At 52.7% G+C, this 21576-nt stretch carries 14 protein-coding genes; 11 read left to right on the top strand and 3 right to left on the bottom strand.

All coding sequences use genetic code 11. The annotated features are described in order from the left end of the window. Positions 1-403 precede the first annotated feature (403 nt). Together ACTQ3A_RS10730 and ACTQ3A_RS10725 are read left to right on the top strand one after the other, a co-directional pair. On the top strand, positions 404-2344 hold the full coding sequence (locus tag ACTQ3A_RS10730; protein WP_441494834.1) for a glycoside hydrolase family 2 protein: 1941 nt from the start codon (positions 404-406) through the stop codon (positions 2342-2344). A gap of 82 nt (positions 2345-2426) precedes the next feature. After that, positions 2427-2660 (top strand): hypothetical protein, encoded by a 234-nt coding sequence (locus ACTQ3A_RS10725; protein ID WP_441099679.1) that lies wholly within the window; start codon positions 2427-2429, stop codon positions 2658-2660. Positions 2661-2784: 124 nt separating this feature from the next. Here ACTQ3A_RS10725 and ACTQ3A_RS10720 read toward each other — a convergent pair whose 3' ends face one another. The 3 genes from ACTQ3A_RS10720 to ACTQ3A_RS10710 are packed head-to-tail and all read right to left on the bottom strand — an operon-like array spanning position 2785 to position 4894. Further along, complete coding sequence (locus ACTQ3A_RS10720) at positions 2785-3564, bottom strand: DUF4097 family beta strand repeat-containing protein (protein WP_441494835.1); 780 nt, start codon at positions 3562-3564, stop codon at positions 2785-2787. Continuing rightward, entirely contained in the window at positions 3561-4562 is a 1002-nt protein-coding gene (locus ACTQ3A_RS10715) for a permease prefix domain 1-containing protein (RefSeq protein ID WP_441099681.1), read from the bottom strand. Before ACTQ3A_RS10715 ends, ACTQ3A_RS10720 begins: the two co-directional genes overlap by 4 nt. After that, complete coding sequence (locus tag ACTQ3A_RS10710) at positions 4559-4894, bottom strand: PadR family transcriptional regulator (protein WP_441099682.1); 336 nt, start codon at positions 4892-4894, stop codon at positions 4559-4561. The genes ACTQ3A_RS10715 and ACTQ3A_RS10710 overlap by 4 nt, the downstream gene beginning before the upstream one ends. A gap of 439 nt (positions 4895-5333) precedes the next feature. Between ACTQ3A_RS10710 and ACTQ3A_RS10705 the strand changes: the two genes are divergently transcribed. The 9 genes from ACTQ3A_RS10705 (at position 5334) to ACTQ3A_RS10665 (ending at position 21374) form a co-directional block, all read left to right on the top strand. After that, entirely contained in the window at positions 5334-6503 is a 1170-nt protein-coding gene (locus tag ACTQ3A_RS10705; RefSeq protein ID WP_441099683.1) for a bifunctional lysylphosphatidylglycerol flippase/synthetase MprF, read from the top strand. Between the two features lie 52 nt (positions 6504-6555). Further along, on the top strand, positions 6556-7245 hold the full coding sequence (locus ACTQ3A_RS10700) for an alpha/beta fold hydrolase (RefSeq protein ID WP_441494836.1): 690 nt from the start codon (positions 6556-6558) through the stop codon (positions 7243-7245). A gap of 393 nt (positions 7246-7638) precedes the next feature. Continuing rightward, positions 7639-8106, top strand: a complete 468-nt coding sequence (locus ACTQ3A_RS10695; RefSeq protein WP_441494837.1) for a GNAT family N-acetyltransferase — start codon at positions 7639-7641, stop codon at positions 8104-8106. A gap of 298 nt (positions 8107-8404) precedes the next feature. After that, entirely contained in the window at positions 8405-11011 is a 2607-nt protein-coding gene (gene clpB / locus ACTQ3A_RS10690; protein WP_441494838.1) for an ATP-dependent chaperone ClpB, read from the top strand. A gap of 209 nt (positions 11012-11220) precedes the next feature. Beyond that, positions 11221-11403 (top strand): DUF4250 domain-containing protein, encoded by a 183-nt coding sequence (locus tag ACTQ3A_RS10685; protein ID WP_441495315.1) that lies wholly within the window; start codon positions 11221-11223, stop codon positions 11401-11403. 374 nt (positions 11404-11777) lie between these two features. Next, a complete protein-coding gene (locus ACTQ3A_RS10680) occupies positions 11778-12563 on the top strand; it encodes a class I SAM-dependent DNA methyltransferase (protein ID WP_441099688.1) in 786 nt (261 codons plus the stop codon). Positions 12564-12767: 204 nt separating this feature from the next. Continuing rightward, complete coding sequence (gene hslO, locus ACTQ3A_RS10675; protein WP_441099761.1) at positions 12768-13661, top strand: Hsp33 family molecular chaperone HslO; 894 nt, start codon at positions 12768-12770, stop codon at positions 13659-13661. A gap of 83 nt (positions 13662-13744) precedes the next feature. Next, positions 13745-17191 (top strand): helicase-exonuclease AddAB subunit AddB, encoded by a 3447-nt coding sequence (addB, locus tag ACTQ3A_RS10670; RefSeq protein WP_441099689.1) that lies wholly within the window; start codon positions 13745-13747, stop codon positions 17189-17191. Position 17192: 1 nt separating this feature from the next. Then, complete coding sequence (locus tag ACTQ3A_RS10665; RefSeq protein WP_441494839.1) at positions 17193-21374, top strand: UvrD-helicase domain-containing protein; 4182 nt, start codon at positions 17193-17195, stop codon at positions 21372-21374. Positions 21375-21576 lie beyond the last annotated feature (202 nt).

Here is a 21576-nt window from a genome sequence, read left to right as displayed (position 1 = left end):
CAGAGCATTAGTTACAATTTTCAAGGGGCGTATTTGATGGGGCGTGGGCACAATTCACAAATATTCGTGCTTATACATGGGCGTTAACAACAATATTTTATTAACAGCAAGCTCTTCAGGGTTTTTATCTGAAAAAACAGACGCGGGCAGAGGAAAGCCGGATCAACTGCATTCAGGTGATGGTAAACATGGGGTGATTTTGGTATAATATACCGGCGCGTAAGCGACACGGAGGTGCGAATACCTGTTAGCGGCACGAAAGCTGCGAAGTGACGCGGGGATTTATACAGTGTGTGGCACGACTTATCGTATACGGTTTTTCTTTATTTATACGGTTTTACTTTATTTATGCGGGTTTACTTTATTTTAGAAGAGATATTTAATAAGGGAGAAGAAGGGCAAAATGAAGCAGTTATATACGCCATGGGGGATGGCGCTGAACAGGGATCATGTGCTGGAGGAGTATCCCAGGGAGCTTCTGAGGCGGAAGAGTTATATGAACCTGAACGGGTACTGGGATTATGCGATCACGAAGGGGGAGGAGAAGGTTGAGAAGTTTGTGAGCCGGATTCTGGTCCCTTTTTCGCCGGAGAGCGTGCTTTCCGGCGTGTCCCGTCAGCTGATGCCGGATGAAACACTTTGGTATCACAGATATCTTCCGGAGCTTTCAGGACGGGATCCACGGCACAGGATCATTCTGCATTTCGGAGCGGTGGATCAGTGCTGCGAGGTGATGATAAACGGAAAGAGCGTCGCAAAGCATGTGGGCGGATACCTGCCGTTCTGGATGGATATCACAGACTATCTGAAGCCGGTCCTGCCGGAAAATGATCAGAAAGCCGGCTGCTTTTCGGAAGATCCGGAAACTGCAGGGGATGGGTTTTGGGGAAAGAAGAGAGGAGCGACTCAAGATGGCGGTGTATTTCACACAGAGAGCGACAGAGATCTGTACAGCAGCGGCGGCACCGAGGGAGACGGAGCGGATGAGCTGATTGTAAAGGTCTGGGATTTCAGTGATACCTCTTTTCACGCCCGCGGGAAGCAGAGACTGAGACGCGGGGGAATGTACTATACGGCGGTCAGCGGCATATGGCAGACGGTATGGATGGAGGAAATTCCTGATCAGCACATTGACAACATTGAAACCGTTCCGGATATCGAACACGGATATGTGAGCATTCTGGTGGAATCGGACAGCGACCTTCCGGTGCGGGTGAGAATCCGGCGGCCGATCATCGCGCAGGATGAGACCTGTGAGATTGAAGAGGATACGCTTCTTCAGGGAGTGATCGTCGCGGGCATGTCCAATCACTGGATGAATGTGAGAATCCCGAAGATGAATCTGTGGAGCTGTGAGGAACCCTGGCTGTATTTCTTTGACGTGACGATGGGTGAGGATCTGGTTTCCAGTTATTTCGCAATGCGGAAAATTTCAATGGAGAGGGATGAAAGAGGAATCCCGAGGATTTATCTGAACAACCGGGAAATTTTTCTGCGAGGCGTTCTGGATCAGGGGTACTGGCCTGACGGTATCTATACGGCTCCGTCAGACCGGGCCATGATCTTTGACCTGACAGAGATGCGAAGGTTCGGGTTTAACTGTGTCAGGAAGCATGCGAAGATCGAGCCGGACCGGTGGTATTATCACTGTGATCGTCTCGGCCTTCTGGTCTGGCAGGACATCGTCAGTGGCGGAGAGAAATACAAGGACTGGTTCGTGACGGAAGCCGGAACGCTGCTTTCGTGGATGAATGTGCGCGTCAGTGATCAGAAGGAAAAGCTGCTCTCGCGGGAAAACGAAGCGGGCAGGCAGGAATTCCGGAGAGAGATTGTTATGACCGCCGAGATCCTGAAGGAGCATCCGTGTATATTTGCCTGGACCATCTTCAATGAGGGATGGGGGCAGTTTGAGACAAAGGAGTGCACCGACCTCCTCAGGAGGACGGATCCGCATCATCTGATTGACTCCGCGAGCGGATGGTTTGACCAGGGGTGCGGAGATTTCCGAAGCGTGCACTATTACTACCTTACGTTTCATGTGAAGCCGGAGGCAGACAGAGCGTTTGTCCTGTCTGAATTTGGAGGACTTCCCTTCCGGATCCCGGATCACAGTGCGGGCGAGGGGGCCTACGGTTACGGAACCAGATATCAGGACCGGGAGGAGTACGGGAGAGCCTTCCACGCTCTGATTGACCGGATGGAGGTCTGCCGCGAGGAAGGACTCTGCGCATATGTTTATACACAGTGGACTGATGTTGAAGATGAGGTAAATGGAATCTATACCTGGGACCGGAAGATCCGAAAGGCGGATACCCTGCTGGAGGCCGGGTACAGAGAGATCTGAAGATAATGGTTTAATTGCGTTGAATCCGGGCGATGATTGTGACGTTTTTACCGGAATAAGAAAAAGAAAGAAGGTATGAAAGATGGCAATGAATCCGATGATGTTGATGAAACTGAGAGAGAGGCTGCAGCTGTTTCAGAGCCAGCATCCGAAGTTCCAGCTGTTCCTGAGCGCGGTGGGACAGCAGGCAATTGAGACGGGCACGATCATTGAGGTGAAGGTGACCCGTCCCGATGGGAAGGAAATGGTGACAAATCTTCGGCTGACAGAGGACGACGTGGAGAGCATCCGGATGGTTTCTGAAATGCAGAAGTGATGTTAATTACAGCCGGACAGATCATTGTGCGGAGAACATCCGGATGCCATTTTCAGACAGGTGATGGCACTGTGAAATTCCTGTCTGAAAAGCTCCGAATGAACGGAAAGAAGAGAGACAGGGTTCAGTCGTTCTCGATTTCGATATCTCCGTTGTCCGTCTGCGCGCTCATTTTCTGAGAGCCGCTGCCGACGCTGATAGAACCTGCATCGTAGTCGCTGTCACCGATCGAGGTTTCACCGGAATCGGTGTATGCGGATATGGTATAATTCCGTATATTGTCGGCCAGATTGACCTCGATGTCGCCATTCCCCGTCTCCAGAGTAGAGGTGGCGAAAGTGATTCCTTCCATATTAATATCGCCGTTTGAGGAAGACGCGGCAAGGCTTTTCCCGTTGCAGCGGTCGAGCTCCAGATCCCCGTTGCTGCTGTTGAGGGTCAGGGAATCGACGTTCAGTGTGCGTCCGGTGTCTATGGTGATGTCGCCGTTCCCGGAGGAGAGAGAGACCTCCTTAAATTTGGAAAGATCCTTTGGAACGGTGAGAACCAGAGAGGCATCTGACGAACGCGAATCCTTTGATTCCGGTTCTGTTGCGGTCAGAACACCGTTTTTTACAGAAAGAGACGGGCATTCCTCTTTCACCCCGCGGTAGACCATGGAATATCCGCTTCCGCTCTGAAGCTCGATGTCCGCTTTACTGAGGTTAAGATCAATGCTGTCAAAGGCGTCGAGATTTCTGCGAATGGTGGTCTGGTTCGGTGGAACGTAGGTGAAGTAGAAGCTGTCCCCGGTCATCGTGAGAGACAGGTGGCCCGGACTTACATGCTTCCAGGTTCCGAAGCAGATGGCAGCCACCGTTGCGGCGGAAATCAGTGCAAGATAGATGCTGCGCTTTTTTTTCATTCGTGTGATTCTCCTTTCGTTCCGAAAATTGATTCCAGCAGATTGCGGATGACGGCAGCGATGGGCCAGATGATCCAGCTGATGGCCCAGGTGAAGGTCAGGAAGCTGATGATCAGATACAGGCAGGTGATGGTCGGCCAGTAGACAGACATGATCGCCCGCACGGCTGGATTTCTGAATTCGATTCTTCCGCTTTTGGCGGAGGAATATCCGGAAGCGGTGAAGGTGCCGCTCAGATCGAGAAGCCGGCTGCAGCTTCTGACTCTTGAACTGCTGACGGTGAGCAGAAGGACGGCAAGAGCAACCATGAACAGCAGAATGATGACGCCGAAGGCGGAAGCAATGGCTCTTTTGTCCAGAAGAGCCAGGAAGACAAGCGGGATGTAGCAGGTGCAGAACAGCAGCACGGCGATGGTCCGCTGAAGAATAATGCTGTCGTGGGTGCTGCGCCGGAGGTCGTTAACCATTCCGGCTGTTGCGTAGTCAATGGTGCAGGGCTCGTTTTTCAGAAAGCTCCATCTGCCCATGCGAAGGCTGCTGTACACATGGAGTGTAACACAGGCGGCAATCGCACCGAGCAGGAAGAAGATTCCGGCGGCCATGAGAGCGAGGGAACCCGTTCCCGCTGAGGCTGTCAGAATGATACCGCAGGGGCTGATAATGGCAAAAAAGGTTGCAAGTCCATGCAGCAGGGCGTAATGGGAGCTGTCGTCGAGATACCGTTCCGCGTCTTCAGCGGATACCTGGTGTGCCTTCTGCATCGCCTGATTCTGTTCATTCAGAATCTGGCTGATTCCCAACGCGTCTGCCAGCTCTTCGAGATTGCCGAACTCTGAAATAACCTGGGCGACGGCTTCATTATCTGATTTCCCATCATTGATCAGTTCCGTATATTTGTCCTCCATCATCTGGCCGAGCTCGCACTTGGCACGGATGACTTCGGGAGTGTTCGGAAGATTTGCAAACATCGATTCGAGATAGTTGCGAATAGTATTCATGATTCATTCTCCCTTATAAAATGTTCGATCACATTCTTGGTAAGCTTCCATTCGTCACACTTTTCCCTGTAATATTTCCGGCCGGCTTCCGTGATCCGGTAGTAGGTCCGGCGTTTTCCGTTGTCCGCGAAACCCGGATAGGATTCGATATAGTTGTTCTTCTCCATGCGGGTAAAGGCGGAATACAGGGTGGTTTCCTTGATAATGTAGGCATCTGCGGTTATCGTGCGGATTTTTCTGGAGATTTCGTAGCCGTAGGATGGCTCGTCCAGAAGCAGACACAGGATGATCGTGTCGTTGTAGCCGCGGATGACATCGCTGCTGATTCCCATCGGCACCTCCCTTCTGTCAGGAAAAATATCATGCATCCCGGGGATTGTTCGGAGTGTGAAGATACATTGTCTGACGTATTACGACTGTCGTAGTATCTTTACAAGGTAAATGTACTACGACAGACGAAGTATGTCAAGATGAAAGATAAAACCAGAGAATCTTTTGCTCGCGGCATATCCGGAAGTCTTGTCCTGCCGGTTTTTGCGCGGCGGTTTTTGTGCGGATCAGAAGGGACGTGAAGAGGCGGAATGCGGATTCGACAAAGAAAAGGAAATGCGGATTCGGCAATGAAAAGGAATTGACAGTCAGCATAAGCATGCTATTCTGTATGTCGGATATCCCACAATCGAACAACAGACTTGCGTTGTGGGAATAAACCGGGGACTGCGGGCAGAAATTCTGACCGGGATCGCAGGCAGAGAGAAGAGGATGATAAGTATGTACGGAATAGACACACGAAGGAACAGATATAAGACAGCTTCAGCGGCATCTGCATCGACGGAGGAATGGAATCGGGCATTGTCCTATCTCAGGAGATATGCGGAGAATTCCCTGGCGTATCTTTCTCTGGAGCCGGACAAGGAGTGGTTTTTCTCCGAGGAGCCGGAGGGAATGATCAGCTTTGCCAGATCAGGGAACACGATTGTCGTTTGCGGTGATCCGGTCTGCGCAGATGAGGATTTCCCCGAAATGCTCCGGGTGCTCCGTTCTTTTGCGGTGGCGGAGAGAAAGCATCTGGTGTTTCTCATGACGGAGGAAACACATGTTGCGGAATATCAGGCGGAGGGCTTCGGCTGCTTTAAGAGCGGAGAGGAGGCAGTCTTTGATGTGCAGTCCTGGTCCATGCGGGGCGGGAAATGCGCCAAGGCAAGATCCTCCTGGCATACGGCGGTGAATTACGGGCTCAGCGTGCAGGAGTACAGGCCGCAGGAGAAGCGGGATGCGGAGATTGAGCGGCAGTTCCATGAGATCACCGATGCCTGGCTTGAGGAAAAACATACGGCGAGGCTTCAGTTCGCGGTCGGGAGTCTGATGCTGGATCACCCCTGTGACAAGAGATACTTTTACGCTTCCGATGCGGAAGGCACAATCCAGGGGATCAACGTGCTGAATCCATATCTCGGCGGAAAGGGATGGATTGTGGATATCATGCGGAGGCGGGAGGGATGCCCGCACGGTGTGATGGAGCTGCTCTTTCATGATATCATGGAGATCCTGAAGGCGGAGGGTGTGTCACAGGCAAGCCTCGGGGTCGCCCCTTTTTTCAACACGAATGACGGAGATCATCCGCGGCTGATCGAGAGGGCAGAGCATTATATCTATGAAAATATGAATTATATCTACGGCTTCAAACCTCTGCATGCCGCAAAGGATAAGTTTAATCCGCAGTGGAAGAATATTTACGTCGTCTGCTATCCGAAGCATATGTCTTTCTGGATGGAAGAGGCGGCCTTTGCCGTTCTGGATTCTCAGGGATTCAGCGACTATGTGCACGCGTTCCTGGAGATGCGGAAGGTGCAGCACGAGGAGAAGGTGGATCGCAAGAAGGAACAGCGCAGGGAGAAGGTGGACCGCAAGAAGGAACAGCACGAGGAGAAGGCAGAGTGAAAGAAGAAGCAGCGTGGAAAGAAAGTGGAGCACAAGGAGGAGCATCACAGGGATGACAGAATTGAAAAAGCTTCATGTAAATAACATTGATATATCCTACGAGGAGGCCGGGGAGGGGCGTCCCATGGTCCTGATCCATGGTAACGGGGAGGATCATACGATTTTCGACCGGACGGTTAAGATTCTGGAGAAAAAATTCACCTGCTATCTTCCGGATTCGCGGGGCCACGGAAAGAGTCACTGGATCGGAGAGCTTCATTACAGGGACATGGCGGAGGATCTGGTACAGTTTCTGGAGAAGCTGAATCTTCACAATGTTGTGGTGGTCGGCTTTTCCGACGGCGGGATTATCGGTCTGATCGCGGCGAGCAGGACGAGGAGGATCTCTTCGCTGATTGCATGCGGCGCAAATACGCGCCCGGAGGGACTTCACGGGCTGTTTCTTCTCGGATCCCGGATTCTTCATTTTTTCGGAAGAAGTCCTTTGATTCGACTGATGATAAAAGAACCTGATATCCGTGATCAGGAGCTCCGGCAGATCCGGGCGGACACGCTGATCGTCGCGGGAGAGCATGATCTGATCCGGAAAAGCGAGACTGACCACATTGCCGCGGAGATCCCTGGAGCCGCGAAGCTTATTTTGCGCGGAGAATCCCACGGAAGCTACATTGTACACAGCGAAAAGCTCGCAGACATCATTCAGCGATTTTTGAATAAGCGGAAGGGCGTGAACGAAAGCTGAAACAGCTGCTGAAACGGCAGCCGTAACGAAAGCTGATACGGCAGCTGAAACAGAAGCTGAAACGGCAGATTCAGTCAGATGGCCGGATATGTCCGATTGACAAACGAAATCCGCCCGATATAATCAAAAAATAGAAGACAATATGAAAATGCACCGGGATATAAGTATACGGAAGGCAATATTGTCAGAACTGCCGCCCATATTGGACGGCAAAGAATAAAAATATTACAGGAAGAAAGACCTGCCATTCCCTATCAGCGCTTCGAAAACGCAGACCGGATTACTGCTCGCGAAGCTCTTATAAGAGCCGGAATCGATTTTGAAGGCACAGGTATGGGCGCAGAGCCGCTTGACCGGTGACAGCAGCCGTATCTTCCGGAAAGGAGACGTAACATGGAAATCACGTATAAGCGTGCGTCGATGAAAGACATTGACGTTCTTGTGGACACCCGGCTTGAAGCGCGGGATCATTCTGATAAAACGGAGGATTCTGCAGCCATGATGCGTCGCCGCCGGCAGGCCTACAGCTACTTCCGGAGAAATCTGTCCGAGAATCAGAACGTGGCATATATTGTCTACAATGGATCTGAGATAGCTGCTTTCGGAGACGTCATTTTCTATCATCGCCGTCCGTTGTTTAATCAGAATAAGGAACGGGCATATATCTCCAATCTGTATACAAAGCCGGAATACCAGGATACGGAGATTCCGTTCCGGCTGCTCGATCTTCTCGTGCTCGCTTCCCTTGAGAACGGAGCGGAGGAGATCACGGCTGACAGGGAAATCGCGGCGGATCCACTCTACAGAAAGTACGGCTTTACCAGAGGGGATTCCGGGTGGAGTCTGGTGGAGTATGCGTGAGATTCTGTGAAAAATATCTGCGCAAGAGACAGCAGAGGGAACAGGGTAAAAATTTATATGCGATGGCGGAGTCAGTTGTGAAAGTCGCGGGGTGCCGTGTGCCTTTCACTTCCGCGCGCGTGCAGGCATTCCCCGGAGCAAAACCCGGGGAAAAATTTTTAAAAGAAATTAGCACTCACTTATTGACAGTGCTAACAACGAGTGCTATATTAGCTTCGTGAGAGGAAAAGGTTACATAATATCAGAACGTCAAAATCTTTTCCTGACTTAAATACTGCATTTCAAGGGAGGTGTGAGTATGCAAGCTGACAGATTTACACAGAAATCACTGGAAGCCGTGAATTCGCTGCAGAAGACAGCGATGGACTTCGGCAATCAGGAAATTGAACAGGAGCATCTGCTCTATGTGCTGCTGAATCAGGAGAACAGCCTGATTCTTCAGATGATCGAGAAGATGGGCATTGATGCCAATCTTTTCCGGAATGAAGTCGAAGCGGCTATAAATAAAAGAGTCAAGGTTCAGGGTGGACAGCCTTATGTCGGGCAGTATCTGAACTACACCTTGAATTACGCGGAAAATGAAGCAAAGAAGATGGGAGACGAGTATGTGTCCGTCGAGCATCTGTTCCTTGCCATGCTCCGGCATCCGAGTCCTTCGATGAAAGAGCTGTTCCGTCAGAACGGCATCACCGTGGATCGTTTTCTTCAGGCGCTGCAGAGCGTGAGAGGGAATCAGAAGGTGACCTCCGATAATCCGGAGGAGACCTATGACAGTCTGAGAAAATACGGCGAGGATCTGGTGGAGAAGGCAAGAGATCAGAAGCTGGATCCTATCATCGGCCGTGACGATGAGATCCGGAATGTAATCCGGATTCTTTCCCGTAAGACAAAGAACAACCCGGTGCTGATCGGTGAACCCGGTGTCGGCAAAACCGCAGTTGTGGAAGGACTTGCGCAGCGTATTGTGAAGGGCGATGTTCCGGATTCCCTGAAGGACAAGACGATTTTTTCACTGGACATGGGTGCTCTCGTGGCCGGTGCGAAATACCGTGGTGAATTTGAGGAGAGACTGAAGGCGGTTCTGAACGAGGTGAAGAAGAGCGAGGGCAGGATTATTCTCTTTATCGATGAGCTGCATCTGATCGTCGGAGCCGGAAAGACGGAGGGCTCAATGGATGCGGGCAACCTGCTGAAGCCGCTTCTTGCCAGAGGTGAGCTGCACTGCATCGGCGCGACAACGCTGAATGAGTACAGGGAGTATATCGAGAAGGATGCCGCCCTGGAGCGTCGTTTCCAGAGAGTTATGGTAGATGAGCCGACGGTGGATGAGACAATCACCATCCTTCGTGGTCTTCGTGAGAATTACCAGACGTACCACGGCGTGCGCATCACGGATAATGCGCTGATCGCGGCGGCTACGCTGTCGAACCGTTATATCACGGACCGTTTCCTTCCGGACAAGGCGATTGACCTGATCGATGAGGCGTGCGCCCAGATCAAGACAGAGAAGGATTCCAAGCCCGAGGAAATTGATGAGCTGGAGCACAGGAATCTGCAGCTTCGTCTTGACAAGATGTCTCTGGAAAAGGAGACGGACACGCTGAGCAAGGAGCGTCTGGAAACCGTTAAGAAGGAGCTGGCGGAGAATGAAGATAAGCTGAAGGTTCTCAATGCCAAATGGGAGAATGAGAAGAATGCCGTGAACCGTCCGGCGAAGATCCGTGATCAGATCGCGGAGGTTCATAAACAGATGGAACTTGCGGAGCGCCAGGGCGATCTGGCGAAGATGTCCGAGCTTCAGTACGGCGAACTGCCGAAGCTGGAGAGGGAACTTCAGGATGAAGAGAACAAGATCAATAACGACGATCTGAAGCTGGTGCATGAGGCGGTTGATGAGGATGAGATCGCGACAATCGTGTCCCGCTGGACCGGAATTCCGGTGGCCAAGCTGACACAGGGCGAAAGAGAGAAGATTCTTCATCTGGACGATGAGCTGCATAAGAGAGTCGTGGGTCAGGATGAGGCGGTCGAGAAGGTTTCGGACGCAATTATCCGTTCGAAAGCCGGGATCAAGGATCCCACAAAGCCGATCGGATCCTTCCTGTTCCTCGGACCCACCGGTGTCGGCAAGACCGAACTTGCGAAGACGCTGGCGGAGAAGCTGTTTGATGACGAGAACAACATGGTTCGTATCGATATGAGCGAATACATGGAGAAATATTCAGTCTCCCGTCTGATCGGAGCTCCTCCGGGATATGTAGGATATGAGGAGGGCGGTCAGCTGACCGAAGCTGTGCGGAGAAAACCTTATTCGGTTGTGCTTTTTGATGAGATTGAAAAGGCGCATCCGGATGTCTTCAATGTGCTGCTTCAGGTTCTGGATGACGGCCGGATCACGGATTCCCAGGGCAGGACCGTAGACTTCAAGAATACGATTCTGATCATGACGTCGAATATCGGTTCGCAGTATCTGCTGGACGGCATTGAGCCGAACGGCGAGATCAGCGAAAAGGCACAGGAAATGGTTCATAAGGATCTGAGGGCGCACTTCCGTCCGGAGTTCCTGAACCGTCTGGATGAGATCATCATGTTCCGTCCGCTTACAAAGGACAACATCGGCCACATCGTGGATCTGCAGATCGCGGATCTGAACAGAAGACTCGCGGATCAGCAGCTCAAGATAGAGCTTACCGACGCTGCGAAGAAGTATGTCGTGGACGGCGGCTACGATCCGGTTTACGGTGCGCGTCCGCTGAAGAGATTTGTACAGAAGAATGTCGAGACACTTTCGGCGAAGCTGATTCTCGGCGGAGACGTTCACGAGGGAGATACCATTGTGATCGACGTCGGCGCCGACGGAAAGCTGGCGGCAAGCGTGCGGCCCCAGGTCGAGGTCGTGGACTGATTTACGCAATCGCTGAGAGAACGGGATAAAATCACGGAATCGGGTTTTATCCCGTTTTGACGGAAGGCACAGCGGATTCTGATGGAACAGAAATCTGCAATGTGTACAAAAAATGAAGCGATTTTGAGGCAAGATTGTCGAACCGGTCTGATGATATTCTTTCTGCGATATTTTATAATGACAGAAAACAGTTCATCAAATAAGAGAGGATGATAATAATGATGCCAAGAGATCCTGCTATGTTGTTAAGCTTCGTAAATATGCGTCTGCGTGATCAGTATTCCAGTCTTGATGAATTCTGTGAGGCTGAAAATGTAAATCGAAAACTTCTCATGGAGAGACTGGCTGAGGTGAATTACTATTACGACGAGAAAACCAACCAGTTCAAGTAACTGCGATGAGAAAACCGGAACAGGCCGGTGTGAAGGAAGCAGTCCCCGTGTCTGTCATTGCCGTGAGACAGTGACAGATGCGGGGATTTTTTTTACGCGAGCGACGCGATAGCGAGATAAAACTCGCGCAGCGTGTTTTATCTCGTTTGCAGTCGGCGCCCGTCAGACAGTCTCCGCGGTATACCCGATGCCGACGTGAGACAGTCTCTGCGGTACGTCCTTCACTGCTGTCGGGCCTTCGTTGCGGTACGCCCGATTACATCCGATTCGGAAGAAATCGTTTTGTTTTTTGGCTTCCGGTATGTCATGTGGTATACTTTCTTGCAGGTGATATGCCGGTTGTGCGGGGAGATCAAAACGGAGGTTATGGAACGATGAGCGCGTATGAGAGCTTTGCGTCGGTATATGATATGTTTATGGACAACATCGACTATCCGTCATGGAGTCGGTATCTGATCGGGCTGCTGAAGGGGCACGGGGTTTCCGACGGACTGGTCTGTGAACTTGGGTGTGGAACAGGAAGCATGACGGAGCTGCTGGCGGATGCCGGATATGATATGATCGGGATCGACAGTTCCGTGGAGATGCTGGAGCAGGCACAGGACAAAAAATATGAGTCCGGCCACGATATCCTGTACCTGAATCAGGATATGCGGGAGTTCGAGCTGTACGGAACCGTGCGGGCGATTGTGAGCGTCTGTGACTGTATGAACTATATATTGACCGAGGAAGATCTTCTGAAGGTTTTCCGGCTGGTGAATAATTACCTGGATCCGGGCGGGGTTTTTATTTTTGATATGAATACAGAGGCGAAATACCGGGGGATCGGGGAGTCCACGATTGCGGAGAACCGGGAAAACGGGAGCTTTATCTGGGAGAACAGCTATGACCCGGAGAAGCGGATCAATGAGTATGTTCTCACGTTGTTTATCCCTGAGGAAGAGGGAGAGGATCTGTTCCGCAGGTATGAAGAGGTTCATGTTCAGAGAGCTTATCCGCTGAAAAGAGTGGCGGAGCTGATCCGGGAGGCCGGCATGATTTATGAAGGAGCCTATGAAGCGTTTACCGGCCACGCACCGGACGAGAAGTCGGAGAGAATCTGCATCATCGCGAGAGAAAATGGTAAAAGAGCTGAGAAAAATCGCGAGAGAAAATGGTAAAAGAGCTGAGAAAAATCGCGAGAAAAAATGGCAAAAGAGCTGAGAAAAGAGGAATGATATAAAACGATGAGTGAGAAAGACAGAACGACAGCGGGCAGCGCTGCGAGAGAAGAAAGCACCACAGAAAGACCAGGAGACGAGAATACGAAAGCAGAAAGAAATGACGGAAAGGTAACCGATATGACAGAGTGGAAGAAGGATCATATGGACTATATTGTAAGAGCAACAGCATGTGGCGGCCAGATACGTGCGTTTGCCGCGACGACAAAGAACCTGGTGGAGCAGGCCAGAGAGATTCATCAGACCAGCCCGGTATGCACGGCGGCACTCGGACGGCTGATGACGGCAGGCGCCATGATGGGCATTATGCTGAAGGGCGAGGATGACCTGATGACCATGACGATCCGGGGAGATGGTCCGATGCAGGGACTGACGGTTACCGCGGATGCCAGGGGAAGAGTAAAGGGATTTGTATACAATCCGAACGTCTGGAATGCGCCGAAATACAAGGGAAAACTGGATGTCGGCAACGCGATCGGGAGAGGAACCCTGACCGTCGTGCGTGATCAGGCTTTCGGCGAGCCATATTCCAGCCAGGTGGAGCTTGTGTCCGGAGAGATCGCGGAGGATCTGACCAGCTATTTTGTGACAAGTGAACAGGTTCCGTCCTCGGTGGGACTGGGTGTTCTGGTCAATACCGATCAGTCGGTTGAGCAGGCCGGCGGGTTTATCATTCAGCTCATGCCCGGATACACCGATGAAACCGTGAACCGTCTGGAGGAAAATCTGAAGAAGATCCATTCCGTCACGAAGCTTCTGGAGGACGGTCTTTCGCCGGAGGAAATCCTTCAGACCATCCTGGCAGATATGGATCTGGAGCTTCTGGACACCGTGCCTGCGGAATTTTACTGCAACTGCAGCAGAGAACGTGTGACGAAGGTTCTGCTGAGCATCGGAGAGAAGGACTTGCAGGAAATGATCGACGAGGGAAAGCCGGTAGAGCTTGCCTGTCACTTCTGCGGCAAGAAATATTCCTTCAGCGTGGACGAACTGAAGATCCTTCTGGCTGCGGCAAGGGCAAGGAAACAGAAAAGCTGAAGCATGGAGGAGATTTAACACGCTGAACATGCTGTACGGCATGATAAAATGTGTTTGAATATGGATATCAAGGGAGGATGCGCATGTCTCTTGAATTTGTAGCGGGAAGAAGCGGAGCCGGAAAATCATATCAGGTTTACCGTGAAATCATCCGGGAATCCATGGAAGAGCCGGAGAGACAGTTTCTCGTCATTGTTCCGGAGCAGTTCACGATGCAGACCCAGAAGGAAATTGTTCAGATGCATCCGAGAAAGGGAATGATGAATCTGGACGTGCTCAGCTTCAACAGGCTGGCGTGGCGAGTCTTCGAGAAAGTGGGAGGCAATACGCTGCCGGTTCTGGATGATCTCGGGAAGAGCCTGATTACCCAGAGGGTGATCGGAACGGAACAGAAGAAGCTCAGGGTTCTCGGCAGAACCTTGTCCCGTCAGGGCGCGGCGGAAGAAATGAAGTCTCTGATCTCCGAGCTACTGCAGTACCGGGTGGAAGAGTCGGATCTGGACCGCTGGATCGAGGAGTCCGGGGAAAAAAAGCAGAACCGTCTTGCCATGAAGCTTACGGATATCCGGATCGTCTATCACGGGTTCCGCACCTTCCTTGCGGATCACTATCTGACGGCAGAGGAGGTTCCGGGCGTGCTCTGTGACGTCATCGGCAAGTCGGATCTCGTGAAGGAAAGCCGCATCGTTCTGGACGGCTTCACCGGCTTTACTCCGGTACAGCTGGAGGTCGTGCGGGAACTCCTTCGACTGGCGGACCGTGTCACGGTGGTTCTCACCGCAGATACGCCGGAGAACCTTTACGGCAGCAGAAATATTCACCGGCTTTTCCATATGTCGTGCGAGACCTATCGGAAGGTCAGTGCGCTGGCGGAGGAGACGCGCACGGAGATCCGGCCGGTGAAATGGGTCGATCCGGGAGACAAAAGCCGGTTTGCGAATAGCCCGGAGCTTCAGTTCATGGAGAAGAATCTGTTCCGGTACTGCCGGGATGGTTATCACGGCAAGAAAGAGGATGGTCATCAGATTCACATAACCGAGGCGGCGGATCCTGAGCAGGAGATACGCGCCGCAGCCGGTCAGATCTGCCGGCTTGTCCGGGAGAAGGGCTATCATTACCGGGATTTTGCGGTTGTCACCGGCGATCTCGATACCTATGGAAGAGAGGCTGTCAGGATCTTCCGGTCTGCGCAGATTCCGTGCTTTCTGGACCAGAAGAAAAAAGTAATGTCCAATCAGATGGTTGAATTCATTCGGGCGGCCGTGGATATGATCCGGAATAATTATTCGTATGACAGCGTTTTCCGGTATCTTCACAGCGGACTGTCGCTTCTGGGAGAAGAGGAGATTCAGAATCTGGAGGACTATTGTCTGGCTCTCGGCATACATGGAAGAAAAAAGTTCGAAGAAGCATGGACCCGCACATCCCGCAGCATGAAGCCGGACATGCTTCTTTTTTACAATGAGCTGCGCGAAAAATTCGCGCGGGAGACACAGGCACTTCACGACGGACTTCATGAAAGAAATGCGACGGTGCGCCGCAGGACAGGGCTGCTCTATGAGTTCCTCGTCCGTCAGGATGTGCAGAACCGCATGCGGAAGAGAGCGGATTCGTTCCGGGAGATGGGGGATGCTTCATCAGCGAGGGAATACGACCGCATTTTCGAGCAGGTCATGGGAATGTTTGACCGGCTGGTGGAGGTACTCGGCGATGAGAAGATGAAGCTCTCGGACTATCAGGAAATTCTCGACGCCGGATTCGGGGAGATGAGCATCGGCCTGATACCGCCGGGAGAGGATCAGGTTCTGGTCGGTGATATCGAAAGAACCAGGCTGAAGAAGATCCGGGTGATGTTCTTCGTCGGAATCAATGAGGGGATTATTCCAAAGCCGATTCCGGCGGGAGGCATCCTGTCAGAGCCTGATCGGGAGAAGCTTTCGGATCAGAAGGCAGAGCTTTCACCCACATCACGCGAGCAGATGTACAGACAGCGGTTCTATCTGTATCTGGCGATGACCAAGGCATCAGACGCGCTCTGGCTGTCCTGGAGCAGAAGCGGAAGCGGTGGAGAATCCCTGCTCCCCTCGTATCTGGTCGGAACGATCCGCCGGATGTTCCCGGATGTACCTGCCCTGGTTCAGGAGGAACTCGAGAATAAGGATACCACGCTCCGCATGGAGACGCGCGATGGTCAGATGGAATATCTGCTCGAGGAGCTGCAGCAGATGCCGGAGAAGATGCCTTCCGGAGCTTCCGTTGAGCTTCTGCGCCGGATGCTGCGGGATCCGGAGGGAAAAAGGAGGGCGGAAGCTCTCCTTGAAGCGGTTCGCGCGCGCAATCCGGAAAAAGGGCTGGGATATCTTCTGGCGGAGAAGCTTTACGGAAAAGAACTGCTGAATTCCGTCACCCGGCTGGAGGAAATGGCTTCCTGCGCGTTCCGGCATTTTCTGGACTATGGGCTGCGGCTGAAGGAGAGGGATGAGTATGTCTTCACGCCGGCAGATTTCGGAACGGTAATGCATGATTCCCTTCAGGTTTTCTCGGAAACGCTTGCCAGGAAGGGACTCGACTGGGGGTCTCTGCCGGACGGTGAGCGTGACCGGATTGCGGATGAATCGCTCACCCGCGTGACAGACGGTTACAACAACCGGATTCTGTTCAGCACGAAACGAAACGAGTATATGATGAAGCGGCTCCGGGAGATTCTGCGCCGGACCGTCTGGGCTCTTCAGCAGCAGGTGAAGAAAGGCCGGTTCCGGCCGTCGGATTTCGAATTTGATTTCGGCGATGATCTCAGCGCGGTTCATTTCCGGCTCGATCATGGGGCCTCGATGAGGCTGATCGGAAGAATCGACCGCCTGGATACCTGTGAGACGAAGAGCACCAGATATATCAAGATTATCGACTACAAGACCGGAAGTACAAAGCTGGATCTGGAGGATATGTATTACGGGCTTCAGCTTCAGCTTGCGGTCTACATGAACGCGGCACTGGAGGCGGATCAGAGAAAGCATCCCGGAAGCAGAACCGAGCCGGCCGGGATCTTCTATTACCACATTGAGGATCCGGTCATCGAAGAGGAGAAGGCCAGTACCGAGACAGAGAGGCTGGAGGAGATTCTGAAACAGCTCCGGCCCCAGGGCCTGTGCCGGTCAGAGATGGAGGTTCTGAAGCTTCTGGATCAGACTCTGGAAAAGGGTGTAACCTCCGATGTGATTCCGGCAGGGGTGAAGAAGGACGGTTCACTGACGAAGTCGTCTCAGACGGAATCTCTGGAGAATTTCGGCCGGATCCGGGATTACACAAACCGCAAGGTGAAGGACCTCGGAAACCGGATCGTACAGGGGCATATCAAGGCGGATCCGTATGTGCGGGAGGGGAAGGACCGGAATGCCTGCACCTTCTGTCCGTATCAGGGCATCTGCGGTTTTGACCGGCGGATTCCGGGCTTTGAGTACCGAAGACTGCCGAAGCTGAAACGGGAGGATATTCTGGAGGCAATCGGAAAGTCAGAGAAGGAGGATTCGTGAGATGGCGGTTAAGTGGACGGCGGACCAGGAGCTGGTAATTCGTCAGAGAGGTACAAATATTCTCGCTTCCGCAGCGGCGGGTTCCGGAAAAACAGCGGTTCTGGTCGAGCATATTATTCGCCGGGTCACAGATCCGGATCATCCGATCAATATAGACCAGCTTCTGGTGGTTACCTTTACGCGGGCGGCAGCAGGAGAGATGAAGGACAGAATCGGGCGTGCGCTGGAGGAGAAGCTCAGGGAGAACCCGGAGAATGTTCATCTGCAGCGGCAGGGAGTTTTGCTTCATCATGCGCAGATCAATACCATTCACGGTTTCTGCACGTATGTCATCCAGAACTATTTTCACCGGATCCATCTGGACCCCGGCTACCGGATCGCGGAAGAGGGCGAGCTGAAGATGCTGAAGGCCAGAGTTCTTCAGGACATGCTGGAGGAACAGTATCAGCTTGCCTCCGGGGAAGGCGGAGCACAGGAATCTGCGGAAGAAGACGCGAAAAGAGCGGGCTATGTGGAAGAAGCGGACAGCGCAGACAGTCTGGAAAAATCGATGGTATCTGGGGATACAGAAAAACAGGACAGCACAGATGATTTGGAAAAGCAGACCGGAATGTTCCGCCGTTTTATGGACGCGTACGCACCGGGAAAATCTGACAGCCGCGCCGAGGATCTGATCCTGAAAATCAGCAAATTTGCCATGAGTGATCCGGATCCGCGCCAGTGGCTGAGAAATGCGGCAGATGCCTGCCGTATCGATACGGCGGAGAAGCTTTCGGAAACGGACTGGCTGCAGGATATCGTAAGGGAGGCCGGCATGCTTGTGGAGGATGCCGCGAGTCTGGCAGAGCAGAATCTGGCGGATGCCGGAAACGCGGGAGGACCGCTCGGATACATCTCGGCTCTGGAGAGTGATCTGGAGCTGGCGGAAAAGCTTGAGAGCTGCCGCAGCTACGGCGATTTTTATCGGGTGTTAAAAGAGAATAATTTCGCAAAACTCTCTTCCCGGAAGACTGCGGGTGAGGATCCGGTTCTCCGGGAACAGGTCAAAAACAGCAGGGATCAGTTCAAGAACATGATTAACTCGCTGCGGGCGGACTGCTTTTCTCGTTCGGAGGAGGAAATTCTCAGTGAGCTCGGCCGTATAAAACCCTATGCGGAGGAGCTGGTGCGGCTGACGGAGCTGTTCATGGACCGGTTTGCCGAGGCAAAGAGGCAGAGAAATATTGCGGATTTCAGTGATCTGGAGCATTTTGCCCTTCGAATTCTGCTGGAAAAACAGGAGGATGGTACATACCGGAGAACAGATGCGGCGAGGGAGCTTGCCGAGCAGTACGCGGAGATTATAACCGACGAATACCAGGACAGCAACTACATTCAGGAAGCAATCCTGGAGGCGGTCTCCGGGACGGAGGAGAAAAGATATGACCGGTTCATGGTCGGAGATATGAAGCAGTCCATTTACGGCTTCCGTATGGCACGGCCGGATCTGTTCCTTGCGAAATACATGGAATATCCGCTCCTGTCAGCATCTTCAGAATCTGGAAACATGCAGAAAGCAGCCGGGAAGAACAGCAAGGCAGCTGTGGGAAACAGCGGGGCGGCCGGAGAGAACAGTGAGACAGCTGTGGAGAACAGCGGGATAGCCGACAGAATGCGGAGCGTAAGGATCAATCTGGACCGGAACTTCCGAAGCAGAAGAGAGGTGCTGGACTGTACGAACGCGATCTTCCACAGACTGATGATACCGGAGCTGGGCGGGATCCGCTACGACGACGCACAGGCACTTCATTACGGCGCGGATTATCCGGAAGGCGAGGATCCGGATTTTCCGAAGGCAGAGCTGCTTCTGATTAACAAGGCTGCTCCGGAATTTGAGGATGACAGGAGCAGTGAGGCAATGGCAAGAGCGGAGGCGCTTGCCATCGCCGGAAGGATACGGGAGCTGACGGCCTCCGGGAAGGTCTGGGACAGGGACGCAGGAGCATTCCGTCCGCTGACATACCGGGACTGCGTGATTCTGATGCGTTCACCGGGCCGGTGGGGGGACATCTTTGTCAGCACCCTTCAGGATGAGGGGATTCCTGCCTATATGACTTCAAAGGATGGGTATTTTTCCGCGCTTGAGGTCACGACCGTCCTGAATTACCTGAATATCCTGGACAATCCGGGCCAGGACATTCCGCTGACAGCGGTTCTGCGCTCACCGATCGTCGGATGTACCGATGCGGAGCTGGCGGAGCTACGGATTTCAGATCCGGAGGGAAGCATGTATCAGATCGTGCGGGAATATGCGGACGGCGGTGAAAAAGAGCAGAATCCGGCACTTGCGGCAAAGCTGCGTGCCTTTCTCGGGCAGCTCTCTGATTTCCGAGAGAGGATTCCCTGTACAGAGGTTCATGAGCTGATCGGACAGGTGATCGAGGAAACCGGGTATGGAAGGTATGCCGCGGCGATGCCGGCGGGCGCGCAGCGGGAGGCAAACCTGAAGATGCTCGTTGAGAAGGCAGTGGATTATGAGAAGACGAGCTATCACGGGCTGTTTAATTTCATCCGTTACATCGAAAGGATGAAAAAATATGAAGTGGACTATGGGGAGGTGAACCTGTTCAGCGAGGCGGAGAATACGGTCCGGATTATTTCTGTGCATAAGAGCAAGGGCCTGGAATTTCCGGTTGTATTTGTGGCGGGGCTTGGAAATCATTTCAATTTCAAGGACGCGCAGAGCAGAGTCGTACTGCACGCGAAGTACGGAATCGGGATGGAAATGGTGGACCCCGACCGTCATACCAGCTGCAGCTCCGTGATGCAGGCTGCGATTCGGAAGGCGATCCGGCGGGATACTCTGGGGGAGGAGATCCGTATTCTCTACGTGGCGATGACGCGCGCGAAAGAAAAGCTGATTCTCACCGGAATTGTGTCTGATAAAGACAGAATAGAAGAGACAATGCGTCTGCAGGAGGGTACCGAGATCCGGACGGCTCCCGGAGAGACACCGGAGGAAGCAGTTCGCGGCCAAAGAATACAGCTTCAGAAACCGCTTTCCTATCACAGGCTGGTAAGCGCCAAATGTCCGCTGGACTGGGTGATGATGGCGGCGCCGTCCGGGAAGGTTCTCACGATCCGTGAAGTGAGGGCGGAGGAGATGGCGGACAGAACGATGCAGTCGAATGTTGAAGCGGACCGCATGGTGGACGCCCTCAGGCAGATGATTCGTTCTGATGCGGTCTGCGACGGACAGGTCCATGATTTTCTGGATCGAAGAGAGAACTTCCGCTATCCTTATCAGAGAGCGGCTGAGCTGCCGGCGAAGATGACCGTGACAGAGATCAAGATGCGCTCCATGGAGGTCATGGAGGAGGAAAAGGGAGCGGAGCCCTTTGCGGAGGAGCCGGAGGTTCCGTATGTTCCGGAGTTCATGAGAGAGAAAGGACACAGAGAAGCTGCAGGAGCAGCGAGGGGAACCATTTACCATCATGTGCTGGAATGCCTGGATTATCTGTCCGTGGACAGGATTTTCCGGAGAGAGGAAACCGGAGGCAAATCGTCCGGGGATCCGGAACTTCAGGAAGAGTTTGCACAGAATCCGGAACTCAAGGAAGGGTTTGCGGAGGAGCCGGGAGCTCAGGAAGAGTTTGCGGAGAATCCGGAACTCAAGGAAGGGTTTGCGGAGGAGCCGGAAGCTCAGGAAGGGCTTGCGGAGAATCCGGAACTTGAGGAAAGACTTGCAGAAGAGATCCGAAGACAAGTGCAGGATATGGAGACGCGGGGGCTTCTGTCAGAAATTGATGCGGCGTGTGTGATGCCGGAGGATTTTGTGAGGTTCCTGACATCAGGAATCGGGATCCGGATGCGAAGAGCGGCGCTGGAGGGAGTCCTGCGCAGAGAGCAGCCCTTTGTCATCGATATTCCGGCAAAAGACATTGACAACAGCTGGCCAGAGGATGAGAACATTCTGGTGCAGGGTACGATTGACGCATATTTTTCCGAAAACGGAAAATATGTGATCGTCGACTACAAGACGGACAGAGTCCGCACCAGCGACGGCAGAGATCTGGTGGAGAAGTATCAGAAGCAGCTGGAATATTACAGCCGGGCTCTTTCCGGAATCACCGGAGTCGAAGTGGCGGAGACGGATATTTATTCGGTTGCGCTGGGGAGGGAGATCCGCGTCAGTGGATACTGATAAATCAGATGTTCTGGCAGGTTGTGAAGAAATATTTTAACGGCCGGTAATGCTCTGACAAATGGGATCGGAAATTTCTGCTTATAATAAATAACTAAAACTTCCCACACTCAAAAGGTGTGTTGAACCTTGAAAACTCAATAATGTAGGCAATTAAAAAGGCATAGACGCTGTGCCTTTGGTATAATTGAGTTGACTAGAA

Source organism: Bilifractor sp. LCP21S3_F8 (assembly GCF_052117805.1).
In the GTDB taxonomy this organism is placed as follows: domain Bacteria; phylum Bacillota; class Clostridia; order Lachnospirales; family Lachnospiraceae; genus Bilifractor.
This window is presented reverse-complemented; position numbering and strand designations above follow the sequence as displayed.

Bases quoted from the DNA above. Each gene is read 5' to 3' on its own strand.
- ACTQ3A_RS10730 (WP_441494834.1), top strand. From the start codon at position 404: ATGAAGCAGTTATATACGCCATGGGGGATGGCGCTGAACAGGGATCAT.
- ACTQ3A_RS10725 (WP_441099679.1), top strand. From the start codon at position 2,427: ATGGCAATGAATCCGATGATGTTGATGAAACTGAGAGAGAGGCTGCAG.
- ACTQ3A_RS10720 (WP_441494835.1), bottom strand. From the start codon at position 3,564: ATGAAAAAAAAGCGCAGCATCTATCTTGCACTGATTTCCGCCGCAACG.
- ACTQ3A_RS10715 (WP_441099681.1), bottom strand. From the start codon at position 4,562: ATGAATACTATTCGCAACTATCTCGAATCGATGTTTGCAAATCTTCCG.
- ACTQ3A_RS10710 (WP_441099682.1), bottom strand. From the start codon at position 4,894: ATGGGAATCAGCAGCGATGTCATCCGCGGCTACAACGACACGATCATC.
- ACTQ3A_RS10705 (WP_441099683.1), top strand. From the start codon at position 5,334: ATGTACGGAATAGACACACGAAGGAACAGATATAAGACAGCTTCAGCG.
- ACTQ3A_RS10700 (WP_441494836.1), top strand. From the start codon at position 6,556: ATGACAGAATTGAAAAAGCTTCATGTAAATAACATTGATATATCCTAC.
- ACTQ3A_RS10695 (WP_441494837.1), top strand. From the start codon at position 7,639: ATGGAAATCACGTATAAGCGTGCGTCGATGAAAGACATTGACGTTCTT.
- clpB (WP_441494838.1), top strand. From the start codon at position 8,405: ATGCAAGCTGACAGATTTACACAGAAATCACTGGAAGCCGTGAATTCG.
- ACTQ3A_RS10685 (WP_441495315.1), top strand. From the start codon at position 11,221: ATGATAATAATGATGCCAAGAGATCCTGCTATGTTGTTAAGCTTCGTA.
- ACTQ3A_RS10680 (WP_441099688.1), top strand. From the start codon at position 11,778: ATGAGCGCGTATGAGAGCTTTGCGTCGGTATATGATATGTTTATGGAC.
- hslO (WP_441099761.1), top strand. From the start codon at position 12,768: ATGGACTATATTGTAAGAGCAACAGCATGTGGCGGCCAGATACGTGCG.
- addB (WP_441099689.1), top strand. From the start codon at position 13,745: ATGTCTCTTGAATTTGTAGCGGGAAGAAGCGGAGCCGGAAAATCATAT.
- ACTQ3A_RS10665 (WP_441494839.1), top strand. From the start codon at position 17,193: ATGGCGGTTAAGTGGACGGCGGACCAGGAGCTGGTAATTCGTCAGAGA.